General features: G+C 39.4%; 21 protein-coding genes. 8 read left to right on the top strand and 13 right to left on the bottom strand.

Features of this window, described 5'->3' with window-relative positions:
• The first annotated feature begins 28 nt into the window (after positions 1 to 28).
• Positions 29 to 784 carry a LytTR family DNA-binding domain-containing protein gene (locus tag ABJN95_RS14655; RefSeq protein ID WP_348371274.1) on the top strand — a complete coding sequence of 252 codons (756 nt, stop codon included), beginning with the start codon at positions 29 to 31 and terminating at the stop codon, positions 782 to 784.
• 215 nt (positions 785 to 999) lie between these two features.
• Here the strand turns inward: ABJN95_RS14655 and ABJN95_RS14650 are convergent, their stop codons facing one another.
• From ABJN95_RS14650 to ABJN95_RS14635, 4 genes are all read right to left on the bottom strand, one after another.
• Positions 1,000 to 2,061, bottom strand: a complete 1,062-nt coding sequence (locus ABJN95_RS14650) for a serine hydrolase domain-containing protein (RefSeq protein WP_348371273.1) — start codon at positions 2,059 to 2,061, stop codon at positions 1,000 to 1,002.
• A gap of 101 nt (positions 2,062 to 2,162) precedes the next feature.
• Entirely contained in the window at positions 2,163 to 3,347 is a 1,185-nt protein-coding gene (locus ABJN95_RS14645; RefSeq protein ID WP_348371271.1) for an LETM1-related biofilm-associated protein, read from the bottom strand.
• Between the two features lie 481 nt (positions 3,348 to 3,828).
• Positions 3,829 to 6,069, bottom strand: coding sequence for an MMPL family transporter (locus tag ABJN95_RS14640; protein WP_348371270.1), 2,241 nt, complete (start codon positions 6,067 to 6,069; stop codon positions 3,829 to 3,831).
• 77 nt (positions 6,070 to 6,146) lie between these two features.
• The gene (locus tag ABJN95_RS14635) at positions 6,147 to 6,755 is read right to left on the bottom strand and encodes a VOC family protein (protein WP_348371757.1); all 609 of its coding nucleotides are present in this window, start codon (positions 6,753 to 6,755) and stop codon (positions 6,147 to 6,149) included.
• Positions 6,756 to 6,872: 117 nt separating this feature from the next.
• On the opposite strand from ABJN95_RS14635, the gene ABJN95_RS14630 reads away from it, so the two are divergent.
• From ABJN95_RS14630 to ABJN95_RS14615, 4 genes are all read left to right on the top strand, one after another.
• Entirely contained in the window at positions 6,873 to 7,268 is a 396-nt protein-coding gene (locus ABJN95_RS14630) for a response regulator (RefSeq protein WP_348371268.1), read from the top strand.
• Positions 7,269 to 7,579: 311 nt separating this feature from the next.
• Positions 7,580 to 8,329 carry an SDR family oxidoreductase gene (locus ABJN95_RS14625; RefSeq protein ID WP_348371266.1) on the top strand — a complete coding sequence of 250 codons (750 nt, stop codon included), beginning with the start codon at positions 7,580 to 7,582 and terminating at the stop codon, positions 8,327 to 8,329.
• A 44-nt stretch (positions 8,330 to 8,373) separates the two neighbouring features.
• A complete protein-coding gene (locus ABJN95_RS14620) occupies positions 8,374 to 9,426 on the top strand; it encodes an NAD(P)/FAD-dependent oxidoreductase (protein WP_348371264.1) in 1,053 nt (350 codons plus the stop codon).
• Between the two features lie 26 nt (positions 9,427 to 9,452).
• Positions 9,453 to 10,334 (top strand): helix-turn-helix transcriptional regulator, encoded by an 882-nt coding sequence (locus ABJN95_RS14615; RefSeq protein WP_348371262.1) that lies wholly within the window; start codon positions 9,453 to 9,455, stop codon positions 10,332 to 10,334.
• A 32-nt stretch (positions 10,335 to 10,366) separates the two neighbouring features.
• Here the strand turns inward: ABJN95_RS14615 and ABJN95_RS14610 are convergent, their stop codons facing one another.
• Positions 10,367 to 11,380 carry a zinc-binding alcohol dehydrogenase family protein gene (locus ABJN95_RS14610; protein ID WP_348371260.1) on the bottom strand — a complete coding sequence of 338 codons (1,014 nt, stop codon included), beginning with the start codon at positions 11,378 to 11,380 and terminating at the stop codon, positions 10,367 to 10,369.
• A 227-nt stretch (positions 11,381 to 11,607) separates the two neighbouring features.
• Here ABJN95_RS14610 and ABJN95_RS14605 point away from each other — a divergent pair, with 227 nt between their 5' ends.
• The 3 genes from ABJN95_RS14605 to ABJN95_RS14595 all read left to right on the top strand — a co-directional run bounded on the left by ABJN95_RS14605 (position 11,608) and on the right by ABJN95_RS14595 (position 14,449).
• A complete protein-coding gene (locus ABJN95_RS14605) occupies positions 11,608 to 12,288 on the top strand; it encodes a DUF4331 family protein (protein ID WP_348371259.1) in 681 nt (226 codons plus the stop codon).
• Positions 12,289 to 12,313: 25 nt separating this feature from the next.
• Positions 12,314 to 13,093, top strand: coding sequence for a hypothetical protein (locus ABJN95_RS14600; protein WP_348371257.1), 780 nt, complete (start codon positions 12,314 to 12,316; stop codon positions 13,091 to 13,093).
• A gap of 78 nt (positions 13,094 to 13,171) precedes the next feature.
• Positions 13,172 to 14,449 carry a hypothetical protein gene (locus tag ABJN95_RS14595; protein ID WP_348371256.1) on the top strand — a complete coding sequence of 426 codons (1,278 nt, stop codon included), beginning with the start codon at positions 13,172 to 13,174 and terminating at the stop codon, positions 14,447 to 14,449.
• A gap of 175 nt (positions 14,450 to 14,624) precedes the next feature.
• On the opposite strand, the gene ABJN95_RS14590 is transcribed toward ABJN95_RS14595, so the two are convergent.
• From ABJN95_RS14590 to ABJN95_RS14555, 8 genes are all read right to left on the bottom strand, one after another.
• Positions 14,625 to 15,422 (bottom strand): anti-sigma factor, encoded by a 798-nt coding sequence (locus tag ABJN95_RS14590; RefSeq protein WP_348371254.1) that lies wholly within the window; start codon positions 15,420 to 15,422, stop codon positions 14,625 to 14,627.
• 1 nt (position 15,423) lies between these two features.
• Positions 15,424 to 15,954 carry a sigma-70 family RNA polymerase sigma factor gene (locus ABJN95_RS14585; RefSeq protein WP_348371253.1) on the bottom strand — a complete coding sequence of 177 codons (531 nt, stop codon included), beginning with the start codon at positions 15,952 to 15,954 and terminating at the stop codon, positions 15,424 to 15,426.
• Between the two features lie 80 nt (positions 15,955 to 16,034).
• The gene (locus ABJN95_RS14580) at positions 16,035 to 16,637 is read right to left on the bottom strand and encodes a superoxide dismutase family protein (RefSeq protein ID WP_348371251.1); all 603 of its coding nucleotides are present in this window, start codon (positions 16,635 to 16,637) and stop codon (positions 16,035 to 16,037) included.
• Positions 16,638 to 16,746: 109 nt separating this feature from the next.
• Positions 16,747 to 17,235 carry a YdeI/OmpD-associated family protein gene (locus tag ABJN95_RS14575; RefSeq protein WP_348371249.1) on the bottom strand — a complete coding sequence of 163 codons (489 nt, stop codon included), beginning with the start codon at positions 17,233 to 17,235 and terminating at the stop codon, positions 16,747 to 16,749.
• Positions 17,236 to 17,279: 44 nt separating this feature from the next.
• Positions 17,280 to 18,503 (bottom strand): bifunctional alpha/beta hydrolase/OsmC family protein, encoded by a 1,224-nt coding sequence (locus ABJN95_RS14570; protein ID WP_348371248.1) that lies wholly within the window; start codon positions 18,501 to 18,503, stop codon positions 17,280 to 17,282.
• A gap of 61 nt (positions 18,504 to 18,564) precedes the next feature.
• A complete protein-coding gene (locus ABJN95_RS14565; protein ID WP_348371246.1) occupies positions 18,565 to 19,251 on the bottom strand; it encodes a DUF2490 domain-containing protein in 687 nt (228 codons plus the stop codon).
• An 88-nt stretch (positions 19,252 to 19,339) separates the two neighbouring features.
• Positions 19,340 to 21,283 carry a S9 family peptidase gene (locus ABJN95_RS14560; RefSeq protein ID WP_348371245.1) on the bottom strand — a complete coding sequence of 648 codons (1,944 nt, stop codon included), beginning with the start codon at positions 21,281 to 21,283 and terminating at the stop codon, positions 19,340 to 19,342.
• A 101-nt stretch (positions 21,284 to 21,384) separates the two neighbouring features.
• The gene (locus ABJN95_RS14555) at positions 21,385 to 24,540 is read right to left on the bottom strand and encodes a hypothetical protein (RefSeq protein ID WP_348371755.1); all 3,156 of its coding nucleotides are present in this window, start codon (positions 24,538 to 24,540) and stop codon (positions 21,385 to 21,387) included.
• Between the last annotated feature and the right edge of the window lie 295 nt (positions 24,541 to 24,835).

Here is a 24,835-nt window from a genome sequence, read left to right as displayed (position 1 = left end):
GTACTATAGAAAATACTGAAAGAAACCTATGAACGTAATTATAATTGAAGACGAAAAACCGGCGGCTAGAAGGTTGTCAAGGCTATTAGAAGAATTGGATGTTCAAGTGTCGGTAATGCTGCACTCGGTTGAAGAATCGATTAATTGGTTTGGAACTAATGAGCATCCTGATTTGATTTTCTTAGATATTCAGCTCTCTGATGGGCTCTCCTTCGAAATCTTCGATGTGGTTGAAGTAAAGAGCGCTATTGTCTTCACCACTGCCTATGATGAGTATGCGCTGCAAGCCTTCAAACTAAACAGCATAGATTATCTTCTTAAACCCATCGACGACGAAGAATTGGAAAGCGCGGTTAAAAAATACAAAGCTTTAAATGCTGAACCACAAAAATTGGCGTTAGATTTTAACGATATCAAAAAGTTGTTGGTCAACCCTGTAGAGCGGGAGTATAAAAAACGATTTACGGTTAAGGTGGGCCAACACCTAAAAATTATAAATGCTGATGAGGTAGAATGTTTTTACAGCGAAAATAAAGGAACCTATGCCGCAACTTCAGACGGTAGAAATTATTTATTAGATACCACTTTAGAGCATTTGGAAACCGAATTGGAGCCTAAAATTTTCTTTCGGGTAAGTCGAAAATTCTACATCAATATCAACCATATCAAAGACATCATTTCGTACACGAATTCACGTCTGCAAATTAAGGTAAATCACTTTTCAGAGCAAGAAATCATTGTCAGTAGGGAAAGAGTAAGAGACTTTAAGTTATGGTTAGAGTGATTATAATTAAAAATCTGATTTAAAGCATTTTAAATATTGCAATAGATTTTTCTTATACTGATTTTTTTGTGCTAATAGGTGTTATTTTTAGAAAAAAAGCGTGCTTTTTAAAGATACTAAATACCCTTTAATAATTCACGGTGATAGGTGACATTTTAGTGTGGATTTTTGCGTTCAAGAAAAACCTCAAGTGCCAGCAAAGTTGCGCACTAATTTCATAAAATCATTCTTCCAATTTCATCAGAAATTTCATGTACATTTCTTTTTTTTCGATTCGTCAGTAGAACGATGGTCAAATCATGTTTTACATCTTTCAGAACCAGACATTCGTAATTTCCGCTTGAACCATGATGTGCATGTTTAATTATTTTACCATCGAAAATTTCAACTTCGCCAAGAGGAGATTGTTTGTTGTCAAAATCTAAGGAGGTGATTTGAGAAATTGTTTTCAAGGAATTTTCGCTAATGATATTGAAATTATGTAGCTCATGATTAAGCTTGTATAGATCGTAGGCGGAGGTCGTAAAGAGAAATAGTGGGGATTTAATTTCGAAGGGTATGCTGTCTTCTTCAAAATCATCATTAAAGGGCATCGCCATCCCATTTCTTTTTTCATATGGAAAAACCGTATTGAAACCACTGTGGGTGAGCCCAACAGGCTTTAATACCTTTTCTTTAATATAGTTGGCAAAGCTTTTCCCACTTACGTTTTGCACGATTTGAGCAAGCAAGAAAGGATTGTAATTACTATAGAGGTAGCCTGTATTGGGCTTGAATTGTAGTGTCTTAAGCGTTGTAAGATCATGGAGAAGCGCTGCATCTGATATAAGCTTATGTTTCCCCCAATTTACTTTAGGCAGGCCACTGGTATACTGAAATAAGTTTTTGATGGTTATGGTCTTTGACCAGTCAGGCAGTGTGGGTAGGTATTCTGAAATAGCATCTTCAATGCTAAGGAGTCCTTTTTCTTGCAACAACATAATCGCGATTGCCGGAAGTTCTTTGTAGATTGAACCGATACCAAATTTATCTGATGTTTTTAAGAAGTCTTTTTCTACACCATTACTGTAACCAAAACTTCTTTCATAGACTGTATGCTCTCCTTTAACTACTAAGGCCGTACCATTAAAATCTCCTGATTTATGTAAGTTGTGTAATAGTGAGTCAATCTTCCTTTGGGTTTCAGTGCCTTGTGCAGCCGTCTTTTGCAACGAAATAAATGCAAGGAGTAAACTAAAAATTAAGTTCGTTAATCTGTGTTGGTATGGCTTCTTCATGCTATAAAGACGAATGAATTAAGCAATTGTTACTGTAGAAAGTAGGTAGTTGTGTGCTTTGCAGCTACTTCAAAGATTAATTCGCTTTACTTGCCTGCAACCTACTTCACTCGGTTATCATCAAATGAGGAAGGCAATAATTTTGGAATCAACTTGATAAAAATTGGAAGTAAAACTGCACCACCGGGAAGGATGAATATGGCCAGCGAGGGAATTGTTTTAAAAATATCGATCAGCTGATTCTGTACCTTCCTCTTTTCCTCGTTGGTTAAATCTCGGACCGTAGATTTTGATATGAGTGTAACCAGCTCCTTACTTTCTGAAAGTTCTTTTTGTAAACGCTTGCTATTTCGCAAGATTAGTTTGTTTACAATTTTAGACATACTATCGTAAAACTGTATGGCAAGGTTCTTATTATTGAGAAAAGGAATAGTTTCGGCATTTTGATCAAAGAAGGAAGTTATTTCTTCAAGTGAGCGGGCAATTTGTTTTTGATCGAAACCCAAATCTTTTCCAATTCCAAAAATAAACTCCGATTCTTGATATTCCAGAGAATGGTCTTCCCAAACAGTCAAACAGGCCATATCTAAAAAATACTGATTCTCCCATTGAGAAAAGTTATTCATTAGCTTATCACGATACGAACCATCAAAGCGTTCTTTTTCGGTATCGATAAAAGTTAAAGACGCTTCAAATAACTGGGCAAGCCTTACATCATTCTTCGTCTTTTCTCTTGAGCTCAGCGCATGGTATGTAATATTAATAGCAATGTATTCTAGGTTTTGCGCGTGTTTACGAATGCCCTTCGGTTGATGTAAATACCGCTTAAAGGTAAGTACGTCAACAAACAAAAGTGAATTCGTAATAATGCTATTGAAGGTTTTGCTAATGAGATTATCAGCCAAGTATACCCTAGAATCAATAAGCTTTTCGAGTTGCGCTGAGGTTTTGCCTCCGGTTAGTATTTTATTAAAAAAAGAGATGTCACCTAGACCTAGATCTTGATAGAATTGAAAGATCTTATCTAAGAATACTTTAAAATCACTGCTTTTTGCATCGAGAGAGTAGGTTCTATAGAGCGCGGAGAGCAAGTTGATTTTGGCTTTTTCGTCTTCCGAAAGTAGATGTTCAGGTTCTATACCTCTTGGAACCTTAGTATTTACACCATAAACGAAGCCGGTTTTTTTTAGTTCGCCATAGATACCTTGAAAATTTCCATAAGCAAGGTTGACAGTGCTTACAATTTCTCCAAATTTATTGATCCAGCCTGATGCCGATGGGTTCATAGATATGGTTATTCAGAAAGCCAAAAATAAAGTAAAATAGGGTATATGAGACATCTATTCTTAAGTTTTCGTCAGATTACAGTGGTTTTGTAAATACTATAAAACAAAGATAAACCCCTGTTTTTATGAGGTTAATACAGGGGTGGTAATGTAGTTCGTCGAATATTTGTCGAGGTTTCTTATAAAAAAGCAACTTATCTCAATATTCTGTAGGAAATTCATAGGGTATTCATTATGTTTAATGACTAATTTTAGCGTTCTGCAATGCCCCAAGTATTACAGAGTATATTTAGATTACTAAAATAATCCTTAAAAACCCCGACTTATGGAGTATTTTTTATTCTTCTTATGGATTTCAGTTATGCTATTTTTTTTCTTGAGAATTTTTGCAGCCAAGAGAGAGCTGCAAAGAAGTTTGAAACCTAAAAAATAGTATTTCAAGTATTTGTTTGATTTGGCTTTTCTAATTCGGAAACTATTTTTAAAGTAGTTTCCGAATTAGTACTGGCAACAATAAAAGGTCTAGAACCAGCGCAGCCAACAAGGTAACACTTACCAATAACCCAATGGTCATACTAGGTGCATGTATAGAGAATAGTAGCACCATAAATCCAAAGAATAAGGCCAGGGTCGTAATCACCAGGGCTCTTCCGGTTTCTGCAAAGGTTATTTCCAATGCTTCCTCTTTGGTGAGTCCGTTCGCCCTACTTACTTTGTACCTGCCCAAGAAATGAATGGTATCATCTACGGTTATTCCAAAAACGATAGCGAATACCACCGATATGGTAGCCTCAAGAGGAATATTCAACATACCCAATAAGCCTCCGGCAAAGAGTATTGGGAGTATATTTGGCAAAAAGGAAATAAACAATAGTTTTAGATTTTTAAAAAGAAAAACCATTAGTATAGCTACTAGCAAAGCGCCCATCAACAAGCCGTTAACCAAACTTTCGCGTACATAAAACGAATTTTTATCCAATAGAATGCCGGTGCCGGTAAGTCGAAATTGCACCTGAGTCGTATCAGTTTGTGTAGTTAAAAAAGTATTTAGATCATCGTACACCCTTGTAATACTATCTAGTCCGACATCAAGAACTTTTGATGTAATTCTAGATTTAGTTTCATCAGGGTTTACGAATTTTTCAAACTGTCTTTTTGCTAATTTGTTTATGTCTTTGCGGTAACTCAGAAACTCCCTTTCGGTTTTCGGTAATACAAAGTAGGCCGACTTGTTTAGATTATTGGCCTTGTTCAATCCCTTAAAAAGTGCATTTGCCGACTGCACATTTCGAATCTCGGGAAACGATTTCATTTTTTGCACTACATTTTCTATCTCTTGTGCGACTGTAAAATCAGTCACTTTATGAGTTCCTTTAGTGATAACAGCAACTTCAAGAGGTCTAAAGCCTGCATAGTGCTGTTGGAAAAATTCAAAATCATTGGCAATCTGGCTATTGATCGGAAAACTATTTTTTATCTGATAGTTGGTATTGATCTTGGTTATTCCAAATATGCAGAATAGGCCAAAAATAAAACTACCAATTAAGATGCTTCTCGGATGTCTCTTGGTAAATGTATTGGTGGCGAGCAATCGTTTTGACCAGATATGTGGGTTTTCCTTTTTGGGTAGCAAGTATTTCTTATCAACTAACAACAATAGGGCACAGGTAAAGAAAATAATAGTTACGAATGCCGTCAGCACTCCTATTGCTGAATTCATGCCGAAACCGCTGACACTGGTTGATTTTGAAGTTAATAGTGAAGCAAAACCAATGGCTGTAGTTACCGAAGTCAACAGGGTGGAAACACCTACCTCTTTTAAAGTTAAGCGCATGGCCATTTCCTTTTCAAGTCCCTTTTTGAGTTTGCCCAGGTAATCATCCATAATATGAATTACGTCGGAAGTACCTACAATAAGAAGCAAAATAGGGTAGAAGGCGGCTAGTACTGTAAGTTCAATTCTCAAAAGAGATAACACCCCCATAAACAATAGTAAAGCAAGAAGAATTGAAAACAACGATATTGCGATTACCGCAACACGGCGATATACTAAGAACAGAATTAGAAAAATCAACAATGACGAGGCTATGGTAGTAACAATGAGTTCTCGTTTCTGCATATCGATCAAGGCTTCGTAGAAGAAAGCTCTCCCCAGCAGATGATAATTTTGGAATCCGGCTTTGGCCAGTCTATCACGAACCGCCGCCAACAACTCCGTACTCTGTTGGTAATCAATTCCATCTTCAGTTTCAAGGGCAAGAACCAATGAAGTGGCTTTTGCATCAATAAGCGAATTGATAAACAAATCATCCTCTTGAATTTTTTTCCAATCCTTGTCGAACTTGGTACTATCATTGCGACGAATAATAGGGAGCCTAGTATATCCCAAAGGAGATTTTATAGGGTAGAAAAGCGTTGTTAGCGATTGGTTTTGTGTTACGTACGGAAAATGTTTCGCATCTAGAGAAACCTGATGGAATTCATTTAAAAAGCCTGTATTAAAAACTGAACCTTCACGCTCAACCGCCACCAAAAGGAAATTGTCATCGGTACCAAAGTCTTGAATGAACTCTTGATAAAAAATTAAATCTTCATCGCCTTCGGGGAAAAACTGGCTAAAGTCGAATGAAAACTTTAAGTTCAATAGTAGGAAACAAGAAACGGTACCCAAGATGATAAAGAAACCTATAATAGTTTTCTTGAGGGAAAAGAGTTTTAGCATGGTATAGGATTGGTGTGCATCTTGGTATACAAATGTATCAATTGGGAAGGAGTTACGACACGAATAGCGGTTAAAACTTAAATTTCGACTATTCCGTTGGGACTATTAATCACTGCTTTTAGGGCGACCTCGTTCGACTGTTTGATGGCAAACGCATACCCAAGCGTTTCAAAGGTAGCTGTGAATACTTTGGGGTTTGGATGCGTACCGTACAATGTTATCAGTTCACAACCCATATCAGGTAAGATAGTTGAAGGATGTTTTGTGCTGTGGCCCCAGTCTAACAAAAAAGGAACGAGCTCGACCTCTGGAGAAGCCAGCGGCATAAGTAGGTTCCATTGCAATAAAGAACCATCTTCGGTAGTGCGTGAGCCCTTTCTGATTTCCACCATTTCGCAATTGTATTTTTTTAAAATCTCAGTATCCTTTTTGAGTGAATGCGATTTTAAAGCCCAACGGGTGATTTGATTTTTGGTTCGTAAATCCACCCCCATCCATCGAGGCCGCGCGATTTCCAAATTCGTATCATCGGCAGCCAGTAATTCGAGATACACTTGATTATTCAAATTTACAAGAGCATTTTTTGTTCCGAATGTTTTGTGGTAGCCACCAAAGATAGGTCTAACACCAAGTTGGTGTTCTATAGCGTCCATAGCTTTTAGTAGGTCAGAAACTACGTATACAATATGATCTATTTTTCTCTCAATGATATTTAATTTATTAGTATAAAGATATGGAATTCACTTTTTTTGGTATTTCGGGCGAACATTCAGTACCTTGCCAAACGAATTTTAGGCAAAAATATGACCCCAACCGTTTGGATAATAGATGATGACCTAGTATCGCAATTTGCTACTGAATATTGTATTCGACAGGCAAATAATGCATCGAGTGTAAAGAGCTTCGATAATGCTTCCGAAAGTCTTCAAAACTTAAAAGAGTGCATCAAGATAGGTGATGGCATACCACAAATAATTCTTCTAGATTTGGTTATGCCCGAAATGGACGGCTGGGAATTCTTAAGAGAAATCCAAAAGTTAGTCGGTTGGGAAGATAAAGTCAGTGTCTATATTATTTCGGCTTTTGCGAAAAGTAAAGACCGAGATCTTGCCAAGTCGCATCCATTGGTTCGAGGGTATTTTGATAAACCACTTTCCAAGGGAAGTGCTGATAAAATATTCGAATCTGTAAAGGTGTGAAGTTGTTTAGTACGCCCAGAATTATCGTGTTTTCTTAAAGTATAGTGTCCTACTAATAACAACAGTATTTCTGTCCTCATATCTATGGCAACTAAAGACCATCAAATTTGGTGTTCGTTAGCCTTCTATAATCCAAGTCTCCCAGAGAAAGAATCTCGGAGCACTTCTAGAAATTTACAAGGAGGGTGTATTTCTGCCAAATAAACTAATAGATCGCTACTTTCCGAAAATTACCATTCATTTTCTTTTTTTGACTACAAGAAGATATGTACTAAAAATACCTTTGTGTCTCATTTTTAAAATAATAGAATATGAGTAAAAGGGCGTTAATTATAGGAGGAAGCAGTGGTATCGGTAAGGCCACCGCAGAGAATTTATTGAATAAAGGAGTTGAAGTACATGTTGTTGGCACTAACAACGAGAAGTTGAAGGCATTTGTAAACTCAGCTTCTGGAAATTTAGTTGCGCATAGCGTTGACATTACCAATAGCAAAGAAATAAGTGTCTTAAACAATACTATAAATGGATGGGATAACTTAGATTATTTGGTAAATGCATCAGGAATTTTTGGCCCCAAACCTTTTTTAGATCACAGTGTTGCAGACTATGATTCGTATATGAATTTGAATAAAGGGTTCTTTTTTATTACGCAAACAGCTGCGAAGAAAATGGCATCTACAGAAGGTGGAGCAATTGTTAATGTAGGCTCTATGTGGGCAAAACAAGCCGTAAAAGCAACACCATCTTCTGCATATTCAATGCAAAAGGCAGGATTGCACTCGTTAACACAACACTTGGCAATGGAATTGGCGGATTATAAAATTCGTGTGAATGCAGTATCTCCGGCTGTTGTTGAAACTCCAGTTTATGACGGTGTTTTTGGTGGAAAAGAAGAGGCGCATGAAGCATTGCAAGGCTTCCATGGTTTTCACCCTATCGGGAGGTATGGAAAACCAGAAGATGTGGCCAATACAATTACTTTCTTATTATCTGATCAAGCATCATGGGTTACCGGTGCTATTTGGGATACCGATGGTGGGGTAATGTCAGGAAGAAACTAAATCCATCAAAGAATGGGTATTTTTGCAGCTGTGACTAAAACCAAATGAGCGAAAATTTCTCAAAATATATAATCATTGGAGCCGGTTTATCCGGACTCACAGCTGCGTATCAATTGAAAAAAGCTGCTGAGACTGATTTCGTACTGTTAGAATCGCGAAATCGCTTAGGAGGCCGTATTTACACGAACGATGCTATAGATTTAGGTGCTACTTGGTTCCAAACGCATCATCAAAATGTTCTGAATTTATTGGATGAGCTGGGTGTTTCTAGATTTAACCAGTTTAGTAAGGGAAAAAGTGTACTAGTGTACAGCACCATGGCTCCTGAGCATTATTTTGAGAGTGACCCGAATGCGCCATCAGCTTATCGTATTACGGGAAGTTCTTCCGCATTAATTCAGGCCTTGGCCGAACCCTTGGTCAACAAAATTCGGTTGCAAACGGTTGCCTCCGCAATTACCGAGATTGGTAACACGCTTTCGATTCAAACCAACAAAGGCATTTTTTCTGCCGAAAAGGTAATTGTAACCGTACCACCTAAAATAGCCACTCGCATTGAATTTCAACCAGAACTATCGGAAGTTGTAATTCGGGCCATGCAGGGTACACATACGTGGATGAGTAATGCCATTAAGGTAGGTATTACTTTTAAAACGCCTTTCTGGCGAGATAAAAACTTATCGGGTACCATAATCGGACAAGTAGGTGCTGTTACGGAACTTTATGACCATAGTAATGCTGAAGATTCTAGGTATGCTTTAATGGGCTTTGTAAATGAAGGTCTTCGCGATTACTCCCCTGAACAGCGAAAGCAACGTATTTTGGATTACTTGGTAAAATATCTTGGAAAAGAAATCGAAGGGTATTTGAGTTATGAAGAAAAGGACTGGTCGCAAGACTGGAATACTTCCTGCGAGACAATAAAGTCAGTCTATATGAGTCCGTCTTACGGAAATCCAGTTTTTGAACGAACCTATATGAATGGTCGTTTAGTGTTTTCCGGTGCAGAGACTTCACCACTATCTGGTGGGTATATGGATGGAGCAATTTACAGTGGAATTCTAGCCGTCAAGAAAATCTTAGAGAAAGTAAGATAATTACGACTAAGCCCCAAGAATTTGATATGAGACTTCCGAAGCAAAAAATAGAGCAATATCATTTGCACAAAGCACATCCCGAAAAGTTACAGTTCGAGGTGTATGACTTAAAAGACTATAGAAAAAGAAGTGGGAGTAAAGCGGCTGCCCCACATTCACATACGTTCTATCAAATTATCTGGTTTTTTGAAGCGGGAGGAACGCATATAGTAGATTTTAAAAGCTTCGACATTAAAGAGAATATGGTTCTTTTTATTACTAAAGATCAAATACATGCGTTTGATGACAATCTAGAGACCAAGGGCTGGCTGATTCATTTTAACGAAAGCTTTTTTATGCATTCTGATGTAGATATATTCTTAAAGTATAACTTGTTTAATTCACCTCAAAATCCCTGCTATTCAATTGACAAAGGAACAATAAAAACAAGTGAGCATTATATTTCCCTCATAAAGTATGAATTAAGCAAACGCGACAGCTTTGGTGCTGAAGATGTTATTCGATATTTGCTAAAATCTTTCTTGATTAATATGGAGCGTGTCCATAGAAAAATGCCGGGGAAAACTATTCAACTTACGAATCAATATGAATTGCAATGCTATAAGTTCAAAGATTTGTTAGAGGAAAACTTCACTAAAAACCACTCGGTTCAATCCTACGCAGAGGCCTTGCATATTTCCTCGAAAACACTTGCGATGATTACCAAAAGCCATGTTGGCAAATTACCGTCGCAACTCATTGCTGAACGTATCGTTTTGGAAGCAAAACGAATGTTGCGATTTACTACGCTGCAAATAAGTGAAATCGCCTTTCGATTAGGGTTTGACGATGCTTCCTATTTTGTCAAATATTTTAAAAGGCAAGTGGGGATTTCTCCCGGTAATTATCGAGCTTCAACAACTGCATAGGGGAATGCAGATCTTATTTAAAAAATATGGGTTTAAAATTGAATGGCTGTTTTGCCTATTGTTCTTCCAGATTCTTGCATTGCATGTGCTTTCTTGAGATTGTCAACCGTAAACCCATCTAGGGAAGTAGTTAAGGTGGTTTTTAAGCTTCCAGCATCTAGCATGTCAGCCACCTGATTAAGAATCTGATGTTGTTTTTCGATATCTTCTGTTGTGAACATTGATCTAGTATACATGAATTCATATGAGAATGTCACACTTTTATTTTTCAAGACATTCAAGTTTAAGGGAGAATTGCTTCCGGTAATGGAAACAATATGCCCTTGCGGTTTTATGATTTCTGCTGCCATTTCCCAATAGCCTTCCAAATCTACAAAGTCTAGAATATAGTTTACTTCAGCGTGCCCAATCTTTGCTAGCTCTGCCTTCAGCTCATAATGATTTACCACGAAATCGGCACCCAAATATTTGCACCAATTCGCAGATTCAGGTCGTGATGCCGTCGCAATCACGGTGAGATCTGCCATTTTTTTTGCTAATTGAATGGCAATTGAACCGACACCGCCAGCACCCGCCAAAATCAAAACCGTTTTTCCCTTGTCTTTTTGTGGATCAATTTTAATACGATCAAAAAGTGATTCCCAAGCGGTTAGTGTCGTAAGAGGCATAACAGCAGCTTCTGCGTCGGTTAGGCTTTTGGGCTTCATACCTACAATGCGCTCGTCGATTAGTTGATATTCTGAATTGCAGCCATTACGCGTAAGGTCTCCGGCATAATAGACTTGATCACCCACCTTAAACCGCGAGGTCTGGTCACCAACAGCTTCCACGGTACCGGAGGCATCCCAACCAATGATTTTTGGAGTATCTAAAACCGTATCCTTGGCTACTCTTTGCCTTATTTTATAATCGACAGGATTAACCGAAATTGCTGCAATTTTCACTAAAAGATCGTGTCCCTTGGGAGTAGGTTTTTCAGTTTGGAATTCAATAAAACTTTGCGGGTTCGATATAGGTAGTGATTGCTTAAATCCGATGGCTTTCATAGCTTTTCTAATGATAACTTTCTAAGTAGTAAAAATACATATCGTAAGCTTGGTAGCCAATTATACAATGCAATACAAGGAAACAAGCAGTCAGCTCATCAGCATACGATCAATCTGCCCTTTATTCTCATCAAGTTTTCATTTAACTTTTTTTTAACATTTTAAAACAAACCCCCCGCACCTTATCTCGTAGGTAGGGGTGATTTTAATCTTAAAAACTAGTAAAAATGAAAAAAACAAAACAGTTCTTAACACTCGGGGTACTAGGTATTTTCGGTGTTTTATTAATTGCAGCAGATCATATCGATGCTCCATCTTCTATGGGTACCAGTGCAGATATCGCTGATTTTTTTGCATTCGAGCCCACTGAAGGTTCCGACAACACAGTATTTATCGTAGATCTTCAATCGAATGTTTTGCCCGATTTGGCATACGGCACTTTTGATGAAGATGTACTTATGGAAATTAACATCGACACTGATGGTGACCTAATCGAAGATTTGGTGATACAAGCGATACCCAGAGACGGTAGAATGTATTTCTTTGGTCCCGTTGCCCCAATGCAATCGGGCTTGGAGAGTACTATTTTAACAGATGCAGCCCTAGGTGATGTAGAAATTTCTACTACCGATGCTATCACCGAAACTACTGATGCCGGGGTGAAACTTTTTGCTGGCCCTCGTCAAGATCCGTTTTTCTTTGATTTTTTCCAGTTCAATGCGGTGATTGGTGGTTTGGCACCTGAAGGTTTCAAACCTGCAGGTGAAGCACAAGATACTTTTGATGGAGCCAATACCTTATCCATTGCCATAGAAATTCCCAACACCATGTTGGGTAGTCCAACTTCCACCAACGCCCTTGGCATACCAGTATATAAAACATGGGTAACCACAAATAAAAAGCAATAAATACAAATATTAAAAAATAAGACTTATGAAATTAAATGCTATAAATACAGCCTTTGTTTTTTTCGCAGCAATCCTTTTTTTTGCCTCTTGCTCCAACGATGACACAGATCCTATTGAACCCATTGCCATGGCAAGCTGTTCTGACGGAATAATGAATGGCGACGAGACCGGGGTCGACTGCGGTGGTTCGTGCAATGCCTGCGAACCTGAGATGATGTCTATTGACTTTTCGGGAACTTATGCCCAAATAGATCATATGGGTAGGCCTGGTATCAATACAGTATTAAGTTTTGATATGGATGGGCAACCAAGTGTAAAGGATGCACATAATGTGACGATACCCTCCGAAATGGTATCGATTTTTCAGCCAGGTTTCGAGGCAAGGTTAGAGCAGTATCACGACGTCTATGCCTCTTTATTGGGATTAGATCCGGCTGATGTAAATTATGAAAACAACATTTTAGGATTAGATGCACTAACCCTAACAACAGTTTTGGCAGCCGACGCTTTAGATGTTGCTCCAAATGCTCCTACCACCTATTTCAATCCAGGGGCTGACGCCGATAATGACGGACGCATACTGGTTCCAGACGGTGACGAAGTTGCATTAACCGGTAGAACTCCGGGTGATGATATCATCGATGTTTCTTTAATTCTTTTGTTTGGAGGTATGGAAGGCGAACGTTTTAGTGGACAAGATGTAGATGATGATGGAATACAAGACTTACCGAGATTGACGTCTGATGGAGTGGGTCTTACGGCAGATATCAGCTCAACTTTTCCATACTTGAGCAATCCGGAGTAATCTCAAATTGCTATGAGATAGAGAGACAGGGAGGAAACGCTGCTTTCCTCCCTAATTTTTAACATAAAAAACAAAACCATGAAAACAGCAATATCAATTATTTTACTATCCCTATTGTGTTCCTGCTCTTCCAAAGAAAGGGTTCAAGTCACTGCTCCAAACGATTACAATGCCTATCTGAATTCGCCACCCGTTAAAACAACTTCTAAATACTTCGAGTTGTGGAATTCAAAGATCAAATCCGATAGCCTACAATTAATGAGTTTTGGAAATGTTGCCAGCGAGTATACTCGATTTTTTAAAGAAACAGGAGATATTTTATACCTAAAAAAAGCAGAGAAATCACTACTGAAGGCGACGGAAATAGCCGCTGTTGGTAAATCAGGATATTACAGGGCGCTTGCTCGTAACTATATTTCGCAACACCGGTTTAAGGAGGCATTGCAATGGGCTGAAAAAGCACATACATTAGGTAGCGGACTACAGGCTTCGCAAGGCTTACTTTTTGATATTCATATGGAATTGGGGCATTATGATACTGCTAAGACATATTTAGACCGCATTCGAAATCATGCCGAGTTCGACTATCTTATCCGCGCTGCCAAATGGAATGATTATAAAGGTAACTTAGAAGTGGCAATTCGTTATTTGGAAAAAGCAAGGAAAAAATCCGAAAGTGCTAATAATAGAAACTTAAAATTATGGACGTATACAAATTTGGCTGATTTCTACGGACATGCAGGAAGAATAGAAGAATCTTATCAGCACTTTCTAAAAGCCTTGGAAATAGATAGCCATAACGCATATGCCAAAAAGGGAATTGCTTGGATCGTATTTTCTCATGAAAAAAATGCCAAAGAAGCATTGCGCATCTTGGATGCCGTCACCGAGGTCAATAAAGCTCCTGACTATCATATTTTAAGAGCCGAAATCGCCTCTTATTTAAATGAGGGCGAAATGAAAAATGCGGCACTTGACTCATTTTACAACGAAATCCAAGATTTGGCGTATGGGCCGATGTATGACTCACACGCCATTGCATTCTATTTAGAACATACCAACGAGTACAAAAAGGCGATTCGCTTGGCAGAACAGGAAGTGAAGAATAGAGCTACCCCTGAGACTTATGATTTGTTGGCATATGCCTATTTTAAGAATGGGAATTTAAGCAAGGCATACGACCTAGTATCCACCTTTGTTGAAGGTAAAACATACGAACCAAAAGCCTTGTTTCACCTTGCGGAAATTTACAAAGCCAAGGGCTTAAAAAATGCGGTACAACGTTTAAAAGAAGAATTAGATAGCGCTGATTTTGAAATGGGTCCCTCTTTTAGTTATCAGTTGTCGACCTTATAAAACAGTTCTCTGATTTTGTTTTTTGTTAACCCCTTGCATGTATCGACATGCTTGGGGTTTTAGTGTATGCCTTTGAAGTAAGCTACAGCCAACATACGTATTAACGGTTTGTCAGTATATCTAAATTAAACTGTAAAGCATCCGAACAATTTGATGTGGTTGACGCTGCCCTTGTCTAGGAGTCTGAAACGGCGCCGAGGGTATACAATTGTTCCAAGTTCGGAGATAAACTGCCACCGGCTGGTTCAAGTGTTATTCCGAAAGCTTCCGAGGCATAAGAATTGTTGAGCGCGAAGACTTTGTTTTCATCTGTTGCAAAATCATCAAGAAGCCCCAAACTGGTTGGAGTCAAGGGATTCAATTTTAAAGACCAGACCTGATACACAAAACCGTCAGGAGGTTCGGGCAAACCTTGGGCGTCGATAAATACCTGTTTTTTCTCTTTATTCCAGTACGCTTTGGCATATGAGGTTGGCGATACCGCTTGGCCCGCCAGTGTGGTCACTGAAATATTTTTGTCTCGAATAGTGCTTAAAAGATCTTGTGCTTTTTCTATTGAGGTATTTGACTCCACAATTTGTTGTTCTAATTGCTGGTTTTCCTTTTGTGTTTCTACAACTTGTAGTTCGAGATCTTGGTTTTGATCATACATCCAGAAGAGACCGATTGCAAATACAGCAGCAGCAGCCCAGCCCGTATAAGACTTCCAATTCAAAGTGGGCTTGGGAAGCGATATCACTTCATTCACCTCGTTTGTTTTAAGCTTTTCCTTTAGGGCATCAAAATCGGAAGACAATCCAGGTGAGGTGGTTTTGGTTAACGCCAAAATGGAAGCTTCGATCTGTTCTATTTCCGATTGAATTTCAGGATGTTCCATAGCAAGCGTATGTACTTCAAGATTTTCTTTCTCTGAAAGTATTCCGGCTACGTAGAGCTCTAAGATTCCTGACGCTATGTATTCTTTTACATCCATATTACAGCTTCATGTTATCACGCAATTGCGAGATACAGCTTCTGTTTCTAGTTTTCACCGTTCCTATCGGAATGTTGAGTTCCTCTGCTGCTTCTTTTTGGGTAAGCCCATTAAAATACAGCATTTCAATTAATTCAATACATTTTGCTTTTAAATTTTTTACCAACTTCTTAAGGCTTTCCTTGTCAATGTCATGGTCGGTTTCATCGGCTTTATTTAAAATACCTACGAAGTAATCTGCCGATAGGTTCTTTTTTTCCTGTTTATACGATTTTGAGCGCACTTGGTCGATAGCAGCGTTGCGCGCAATATTTAGAATCCAAGTAAAAAAACGACCTTTGGAATTAGTATAGGAATCTGATCTGTTCCAGATTTTTACAAAAACATCTTGACAGATTTCTTGAGCTAAGCCTTCATCTCGCACAATAGTGTTGATAACACCACAAATATTTTCAGCATACATGGCGTATAGTTTCTCAAACGCGCTAACGTCTTTTTTTTGAAAATCTAGTACGAGTTTATCTAAGTCCATACATTCGATGAGAGCGGTACTAAAATATAAAAAGCCGTCCACAAAGGACGGCTTTTTGCTTACTTAAATTTACAGACTTTTTATTCGATAATACCCGCGCAACTTACACGAGCCCCGGCGGCACCACTAGGTTGTGAGGTGAAGTCATCAACCCCTTGGTGTACAATAACGCCCTTTCCCAAAATATTTTTCGTTTCATCGTCACATCCAATACACCATTCTTCAGTCGAAAATTCAACCGTTGCCAAGCCATCTGCATTGGCTGTAAAGTTACCGATATCGCCCTTGTGATATCCTTCGTCAGCACCCCATTTACCATGTGGGGTGTTGGTAGGGTTCCAATGACCTCCGGTAGATTTCCCATCGGCTGATGAACAATCGGCTTTGTCATGAATATGGATGGCATGCTCTCCCGCGGAAAGACCTGATAACATTGCCACCATATTCACTTGTCCACCGGTCTCGGTAAACGTAACGGTGCCTTTTACATTGCTATCGCTTTTGGGTGCCATCAAAAATTTGATGGTGTTTACTTCTTCTGTTACTTCTTTTGCTGCTTCCGTCATATCATCGGCAGCCTCTTCCATAGTGTCGGTAGCCTTATCTGCCTCTTTTTTGACCTCTTTACAGTTGTATGAAGCTACTATCAAAAGCCCCATTGCCGTTAATTTTATTGTTTTCATAAATGTGTCTTTTTAGTTTCATTCCCCAGACCCCGATAGCTATCGGGAAGGAATCTGTTTGTTAGTAGCTACGAAAGTTACGCAATAATTGAAGTGAAGTCAACCACATTCAAAATGATTTTAACAAATCAGGGTTATGTCGAATACCTCTTTTCAAATTTTCACAAACCAAAATAGACTTGTCGATGCGGGTTTGGGAATTCTTGTATCTCGCGATCATATAAATGATTCCTCGTTGTTTACCACTGGTAAAGGACTCAAAGATTTTAAAAGCCTCGTAGTCGCTAAGCAAAACAGCATCTAATTCCTCTGGCATTGCAACGCCGTACTTGCTATTGTCTTCAAAGAACTGTAGTTGAAAGTAATCATTCGGAAAAACACCTAGTTCCTTTTGATAGCGTTTGCCGAACATCATATAGTGCTTACCATTCCTTTTTTGGATAGCGCCATGAAAATCAAGTACCTTATTTTCAAAAGTTGCCTTCACTTTTACCCTTTTCAGATTCTTGTTTAAAAAAGGACGAATGATATCTTCCGGAAGCAATAAGGAATAGTAGTTTCCAGTAATAGCGATTTCGAAGGGTTTGCTTTTTAACAAGTTTCTTTTTTTCAGTTTTTAAAAGAAGATTATAAATGTTGATGTCAATCGAACGAATCAATTAATCTAGTAATCACCTGAGTCTCGCTGTGCAGGGTTTTATGCACAGGACATTTATCCGCTATTTGCAATATACGTGCGATTTGCTTTTGGTCTAAATTGCCAGTGAGTTTTATTTCTCTATGGAAGGTATCGATTTTAGCGGTATCTGATTCAGTATTATTACAATCCTCGGCATGAGATTTGGAGTAGGAGGTGTGTACTTCAATGTTAACTAGGGGCCACCCTTTGCGTCGCACATACATTTGCACCGTCATCGCAGTACAAGCTGATAAACCAGCCGAAACCAATTCATAGGGAGAGGGACCGAAATCATTACCTCCAAAAGAAGTCGGTTCATCAGCGGTCATGTAATGGTTACCCACTTTCATGGCTGTAGTAAAACCATCATCACCATCAAGACTTGCCACAACTTGATGTTTGGAACGCAGTTCAGATTCGGTTGGTAGGTTTACATAACGTTGTGCCCAACCCGCGATAACTTCTCCAGCGTACATCGAATCTTTTTTTTGCATTAACAAATGATCTGCTCCGTCTAAGGAGACAAAACTTTTAGGATGACGTGCCGCCAGATAGATTTCTTCTGCGTTTTTGATTCCTACCGTAGTATCTTGAGGTGAATGCATCACCAACAACGCTTTGCGCAAGTTATGCGCAACTTCGGGAAGAGCTTTGGTCTCAAGATCATCTAAAAACTGCTTTTTAATGGTAAAATCACGCCCACTTAAATTCACAACAGCCTTTCCTGAAGCTTTAATTTCAGCTATATCACTTCGGAGTAAATGCTGCACATGACTAGGGTTTGAAGGTGCTCCGATGGTTGCGACAGCTTTTACGGTTTCCATTTTAGCAGCCGCAAAGATTACCGCTGCCCCGCCTAATGAATGGCCTACCAAAAGGGTAGGGCCCTCGTGGTTTTCTTTCAGATAATCGGCTGCTGCTATGAGGTCTTCCACATTACCTGAAAAATTGGTGTCTGCAAAATCACCTTCGCTTTCTCCAAGTCCTGTAAAATCAAAACGGAGGACTCCGAAACCTTTGGCCGTCAAAGCTTTTCCGATATTTTTTACTGCAGATAAATTTTTAGTACAGGTAAAACAATGTGCAAAAAGGACATAGTTGTGTGGATGTTGATTTACTGGGAGCTCGAGTCTTCCGACCAAATTTTGACCATCCTTATTTTGAAACTTGACTTTTTGTAAGTTCATTAATTGTTCTTTTAAGAATTAAAAAAATACAAGAAATATGCCAACAGCTAGTACAACTGAATCACTCCTTTTTCTTGAACACCCCTCTTAAGTCGGGATTGTAGAACACTCCTATCTGCAAACGGTCAAAATTTGCAGTCGGGAAATGGTTTTTTAAATAGCCAATTTGAACACTTAGGTTTTCAGTTACATTTAGGCCCAAGGCACCGTACAAACGATTTTGACCATAGACGTTATCTTGCAAGTTTAAAAAGATTTCGTCGTAGAAGTTCAGAAAAAAGATATCCGTTAATGGCAAAGTTACCTGCAGACGATAGCGAGCACGATTTTGGGTTTCATTGCGGTCTGTAAAACTTATAAATCGCTGTTCTAACCGATATCGATGTTCAAACTTAAATTGACCCACGGTATTTTTTAAAATGAACTGTTCAAAAATGCGATGCTCGGTGAGGTTAGCCAAATCTCCTAACTCTTCAAAAGTGACATCGGTCTCAATAAAACCGTATCCAAAAGTGGCAATGGCATTGGGGTTAATATGATAATTGATTCCAGTGCGCAAAAGTAACTGGTTGAAATTTTTACCGTTTTCGTAATAGCGCATTTGCGCCTCGGTATGCAAGCTGACTTTTTCAGAGATGGTATTGGTGCCAAAATACATGTGCCATGAGCCTAATTTGTCATCGCCGATTTGTTGTGCAAAAGTCGAAATCGTAAAAAATAGGGCAAGCAGTGAAAGTGTTTTTTTCATAAACTATGTTAGATTTGATTTAAGCGAAGAGCAAACAGAATAGGGGAGACCACTATCTCCCATATTCTATTTGCTCTTTTCCAAGGTCTTAAGCGTCTGGTTTCATTTTCATAGAATCTCCATCTTCAATGGGAATACCTTTGTCTCCCTTCAAATGGATATCTAAAAACTTCAAGGCTTCACTATAAGCTTTGATTTGGTTTTCTTTTTTTACAAAGCCATGCCCTTCGTCCTCGAACAATACATACTCTACCGGAACACCATTTTTGCGAACCCCAGCGACAATCTCATCAGACTCTACCTGAAGCACACGCGGGTCTTTTGAACCTTGTAAGACGATCAAAGGTTTGGTTACTTTCTCGGTGTGGAATAGCGGAGAAATTTCCCTCAAGCGAACCGAATCGGCACTGTTCGGGTCACCCAGCTCTAAGTACAGGGCCTCTTTTTGTGCTTCCCACCACGGCGGAATACTACGCAGCGTACGAATCCAATTGGTAACGCCAAAAAGGTTGACCCCTACATCAAATTCTTCTGGGGTAAAAGTCAAGGCTGCCATGGTCATATAACCACCATAGGAGCCACCTATAATTCCAATTTTTTCCGGATCAATTTCGGGTTGTTGAGCCAACCAATTCTTACCCTCCACACAATCCTTGAGATCTTTATCACCATGATTCAGATCATCCATTTTGTAGAATGTTTTTCCATATCCACTACTACCCCTGTTATTTACCGCGAGTACGGCATACCCATGGTTCACCATGTATTGAATTAAAGAACTAAAATTTTGACGTGACTGCCCGCCTGGCCCACCATGTACCCAAACCATCGCAGGAACTTTCGTTTCAGCCGATGCTTGATGTGGTTTGTAGTAAATCGCCGGAATCTCCAAGCCGTCGAAAGATTTGTATCGAATGACTTCTGCATTGACCATATCCTGTGCTTGAATCTCATTGTTTAACACATCAGTTAATTTTGTTTGTTCTTTGGATTCTAAATTGTAGATATACAGGTTTGACGGGGTATGTGAACCGCCAGCGTAGAAACGCATTAATTTCTCATCATCCGAAAAGCCAACATTAGTGATATCCATTCCGTCAAAAGAAGGGAGATCGATATTTTTCCCGCTAGCAACATCCAGCACCTCAATGCTGTTTTTAGCATCTTCGTTGATATAAGTGACCTGATAGGTGCCATTTTCGGTAAAAAAAGAGGCAAAAATATCCCAGCTCTTGGTCATCACTTGTTCACTCGTTTTATCGGCCATATTGTACCTCATCAATTGCGAAAATTCATTTCCATCATCGGAGGTGTAGTAAAACGACTTGCCATCTGGGGCAAAATCTTGGGGACTATTCCCGCTTTGATTGGTATTGATCTTGGCCAATGACTTGTCTTCCATGCCATAGAGGTACAAATCAGAATCGTTGGTGTTGATAGGCTTTATTAGGGGTAAATATTTCTTATCATCTGAGAGGCCACCTAAAAAATAGCCGTCATTGTTTTGGTATACCAATTTAGGAGTAAAGCTTTCCAAATCCATTTCATAAAGGTCAGTGAAACGTTCATCTCTCTTATTGGAGGTATAGTAAAAGCTCTTTTTGTCATCAGACCACCCATAAAAACTCGCTCGTTTTCCTTCATCAGGGGTTAAATCTTTATGACTCCCATCGGTATCACGTAAATAGATGTGATAGATTTCATCACCGTTTCCATCCATTCTGAAAAGCATTCGCTCATCTTTTGGAAAATAAGAGATTCCGAATACCGACGAACTATCCGATTGGGTAACGGGCATCATTTCGCCTCCCGAAGTGGGTACCGTATACATATTGTAAATTCCTGAACGGTTGCTTGAAATCAGCATTTTTGATTTATCGGGAGAAAAGCTACCCCCACCAATGGCCTCATTATCCATCATCTGTTCGATGGTATACGTTTTCATGGTTTCAGCTATACTGGGTTCTGAGGGTTTCTCCTCCTTGCAGCCCCAGATTAGGGCAATTGTGCATAGTACTACGAGTTGTTTCATGATGTTTATTTTTAAATTGATTGTTAGTAAACCTTCACTTCGAGCGTAGTCGAGAAATGGTTGAATCTGGTCTCGAATCGGCGCGAACTGAAAGCAGTTTTTTACTCCAGACTAAAAGCTTGTGTCTCTTTAAATGGTGAAACCTCCAAAGCCTCGATAGATGCTCGGTAACTCTTCCAACGGTCGGAGAAGAAGCTATTGGTTTTATGCAAGGCATCCTTCAAATCATCTTCCGCATATTTCATAAGATTTCGTTCTGTTTCACTCAGCCCTGTTTTTCGTGTTCCTGTGTAAAACCCAGCATTTCCGATGCGCTGCATCACGTTGATTTCTGGGTTTCTTGTAATGCCCTGACGCTTATCTTCCTTGCCGATGTAAAGGGCAACGACAGAATCAATCGCTTTTACGATATCCTTGGAAGCTTTAATATGGTCTTTATATTTTTTGTTGTCCATTTCCTTCAATTCCTTCGCATACTTATCGGCGACGTTTTTACTCTCAACCAATTGTTTTACAGCATCCGCAGCGGTTTGCGTCATAGTTGCAATTTTATTGGAAGCCTCATAGACTTCATTTATAGCGTTCATATCTACATTCAGTCGTGGATCGGTTTTAACGGTAATCATGGTTTCGTCTATGAACTCGCCATAGCTCATTCGTACTTTGTAGGTTCCTGGTTTGACACTTCTACCACCACGTTCGGTTTTGTTCTTGTTGATTTTGCGCGAAGGCCTATCCGGGCCTTTTTCATCCATTTCCCAATAAACTCTATGAAACCCTGCTTTTTCAGGAGTTTTGAATTTCAAGGTTCGTATGACTTTGTCTCCATTTAAAAACTCAAACTGTACAGAATCTTTTTTCTGTACTCCGGTTAATTCTTCTTTATCATCAGCTTCATCTTTCTTCTCAGTGTCCTCTTTCTTATCAGGTTGAGCTGCTTTTTTCTTCCCTTTTTTGAGATAATACGTAATCATAGCACCTAGCTTGCGATTTTCCGCGTTGTATAAGGCATCCCCCCCGAAACGGCTTCCTGTTGGTTGTTGAATAGCTGCTTGATAGGCCGTTGGAGGCGTAAACATTTTTGCATCAGCGTTTAAAATAGACTTGTTCGCCGCCAATTCTCGCAGGGGGCGAATATCATCAATTACCCAAGCGGCACGTCCGAAGGTTCCGATGACCAAATCATGTTCCCTAGGGTGAATGACCAAATCCTTCGTAGAAACTGTTGGAAAACCTTCCGTCCACTTTTGCCAGTTTGATCCAGCATTGAAAGAAATGTACAATCCGTCATCTGTTCCTAAGAATAAAAGATTCGCATTTTCAAGATCTTCAACAATCGATAGCGTATAGCTCTGTACATCATTGCCGTCTACAATGCGCTCCCAGCTTTTACCATAGTTTCGCGTACGATAGGCGTATGGTGTGTAGTTAAACCTTCGGTAATCGTTAGCGATTAACAGCGCTTCACCTTTGTTTTTATTGGAGGCTTTTATTTGCGGAATCCAACTTCCAGCGGGTAAGCCTTTAATATTTTGAGTGACTTCAATCCAAGTTTCCCCACCGTTTTGGGTATAGTGTACACGACCATCATCGGAACCTGTCCACATCATATCTTTTTCCAAAGGAGATGGTTCAATAACCAATAATGTCGTATGATTTTCTGCTCCTGTGGCATCCATTGATAGTCCACCACTTTCGCTTTGCTTCTGTTTTTCAGGGTCATTGGTGGTCAAATCAGGAGAAATGACTTCCCAAGTCAAGCCTTTGTTTGTGCTTTTATGTACAAACTGACTTCCAAAGTAAACGGTGCTGGTATCAAAAGGGTCTTGACCTATGGCGGCATTCCAATTGAATCGCAGTTTGGTCTTCGCGTCAGGTGGGGTAGGGCGTACGATATAGTTGTTTCCGGTTATATGGTCATACCGTTGCACAAAACCTTGCTGGCTCATAGTATATCCGTACTGAGAATTTTCTAAATCAGGTACAACATCAAAACCGTCGCCAAAACTGATTTCTTGCCAGTAGCTGTTGCGAATACCCTGTCGTTTCCAAACATAGGCTGGTCCGCGCCACGAACCGTTATCTTGCATACCACCATAAACATTGTATGGAAATTCATTGTCAGTCGCAATATGATAGAATTGTGCTACAGGAATATTGCCAATAAAACGCCATGATTTACCCCCGTCTTTAGAGATATTAAAGCCGCCATCGTTTCCATTGAGAATAAATTGTCCATTTTCGGGATGTATCCAAAAGGCATGATGGTCGGGATGTACCCCATTGGTGACGTCATTGCCATACGCATTCATCAACTGTTTGAAATTTTTACCACCATCTTCAGAAACATTGATAAAGGTAAAAACCGAGTACACCCGATTCTCATTTTGAGGGTCGACATAGATTTCCGAATAGTAAAACGGCCGATTGCCGATATCCGATTTATCATTGATTTTTTTCCAATTAAATCCTCCGTCTTCTGATTTGTAAAGCGCATTTTTCTTAGCTTCGACCAAGGCATAAACAATATTTGGTTTTCCAGGAGCTATGGCAATACCAATTCGTCCTAGATTCCCTTTTGGGAGTCCGTCTTCTTCGGTTAATTTCTTCCAGTTTTTTCCTCCGTCGTGCGTCATGTAGAGTCCGCTGCCTTTTCCTCCTGATTTAAAAAACCACGGATCTCGTTTGTGCTCCCACATCGCAGCAATCAATTTATTAGGATTGGTAGGGTCCATGACCAAATCGGCAACCCCTGTTTTGTTGTTTACAAAAAGAATCTTCTGCCAAGTCTCGCCACCATCGGTGGTTTTATAAACACCCCGCTCTGGGTGTTCACCCCATGGTGATCCGATAGCACCTACATAAACCGTATTTGGGTCTGTTGGGTCGATTTTTATTCTATGGATATGCCTGGTCTTTGTAAGCCCCATAGCTTTCCAGCTTTTACCGCCGTCTAAAGATTTGTAAACACCGAAACCACCGTTCAAACTATTTCTTGGATTACCCTCACCTGTACCTACCCAAATTACGGAAGGGTTAGATTGCTGTATCGCTAATGCACCGACAGATGCCGTTAGCTCTTCATCGAAAATGGGTTCCCATTTGATACCACCCGAAGTCGATTTCCAAATACCGCCTGATGCCGTGCCAACATACATCACATCTGGATTGGAATGTACCGCATCGATAGCGGTAACACGCCCACTCATGCCTCCAGGACCTATGTTTCGGGGTTTTAGGTCTTGAACGAGGTCCATTTTGAAATCTTGTGAAAAGCTTGTTAGGGTTGCAAAGAAGGTTGCAAAAAAGAGTAGTTTTTTGGTCATTTCAGATTGAATTAATTAGTCGTTCTAAATGTAGGTAAAACTTTAGAAGTGATTTCTTAAAGTGGTGTTAAGAGCGTATGGCACCTGACTAAAAATAATCTGTCATGGCCTAGTAAAAATCTAGTAACAAAGACATATTTGCTTATATTGAGTTTCCAAAAATAAATAGGCAAATTGCCTCAGGTAAAAATGGCATCATCGGCTAATAAAACGCCAGCCTATTGAA

It is taken from the genome of Maribacter sp. (assembly GCF_039974175.1).
In the GTDB taxonomy this organism is placed as follows: Bacteria; Bacteroidota; Bacteroidia; order Flavobacteriales; family Flavobacteriaceae; genus Maribacter_C.
The sequence above is the reverse complement of the archived record's forward strand: the minus strand, read 5'-3'. Positions and strand labels throughout refer to the sequence as shown.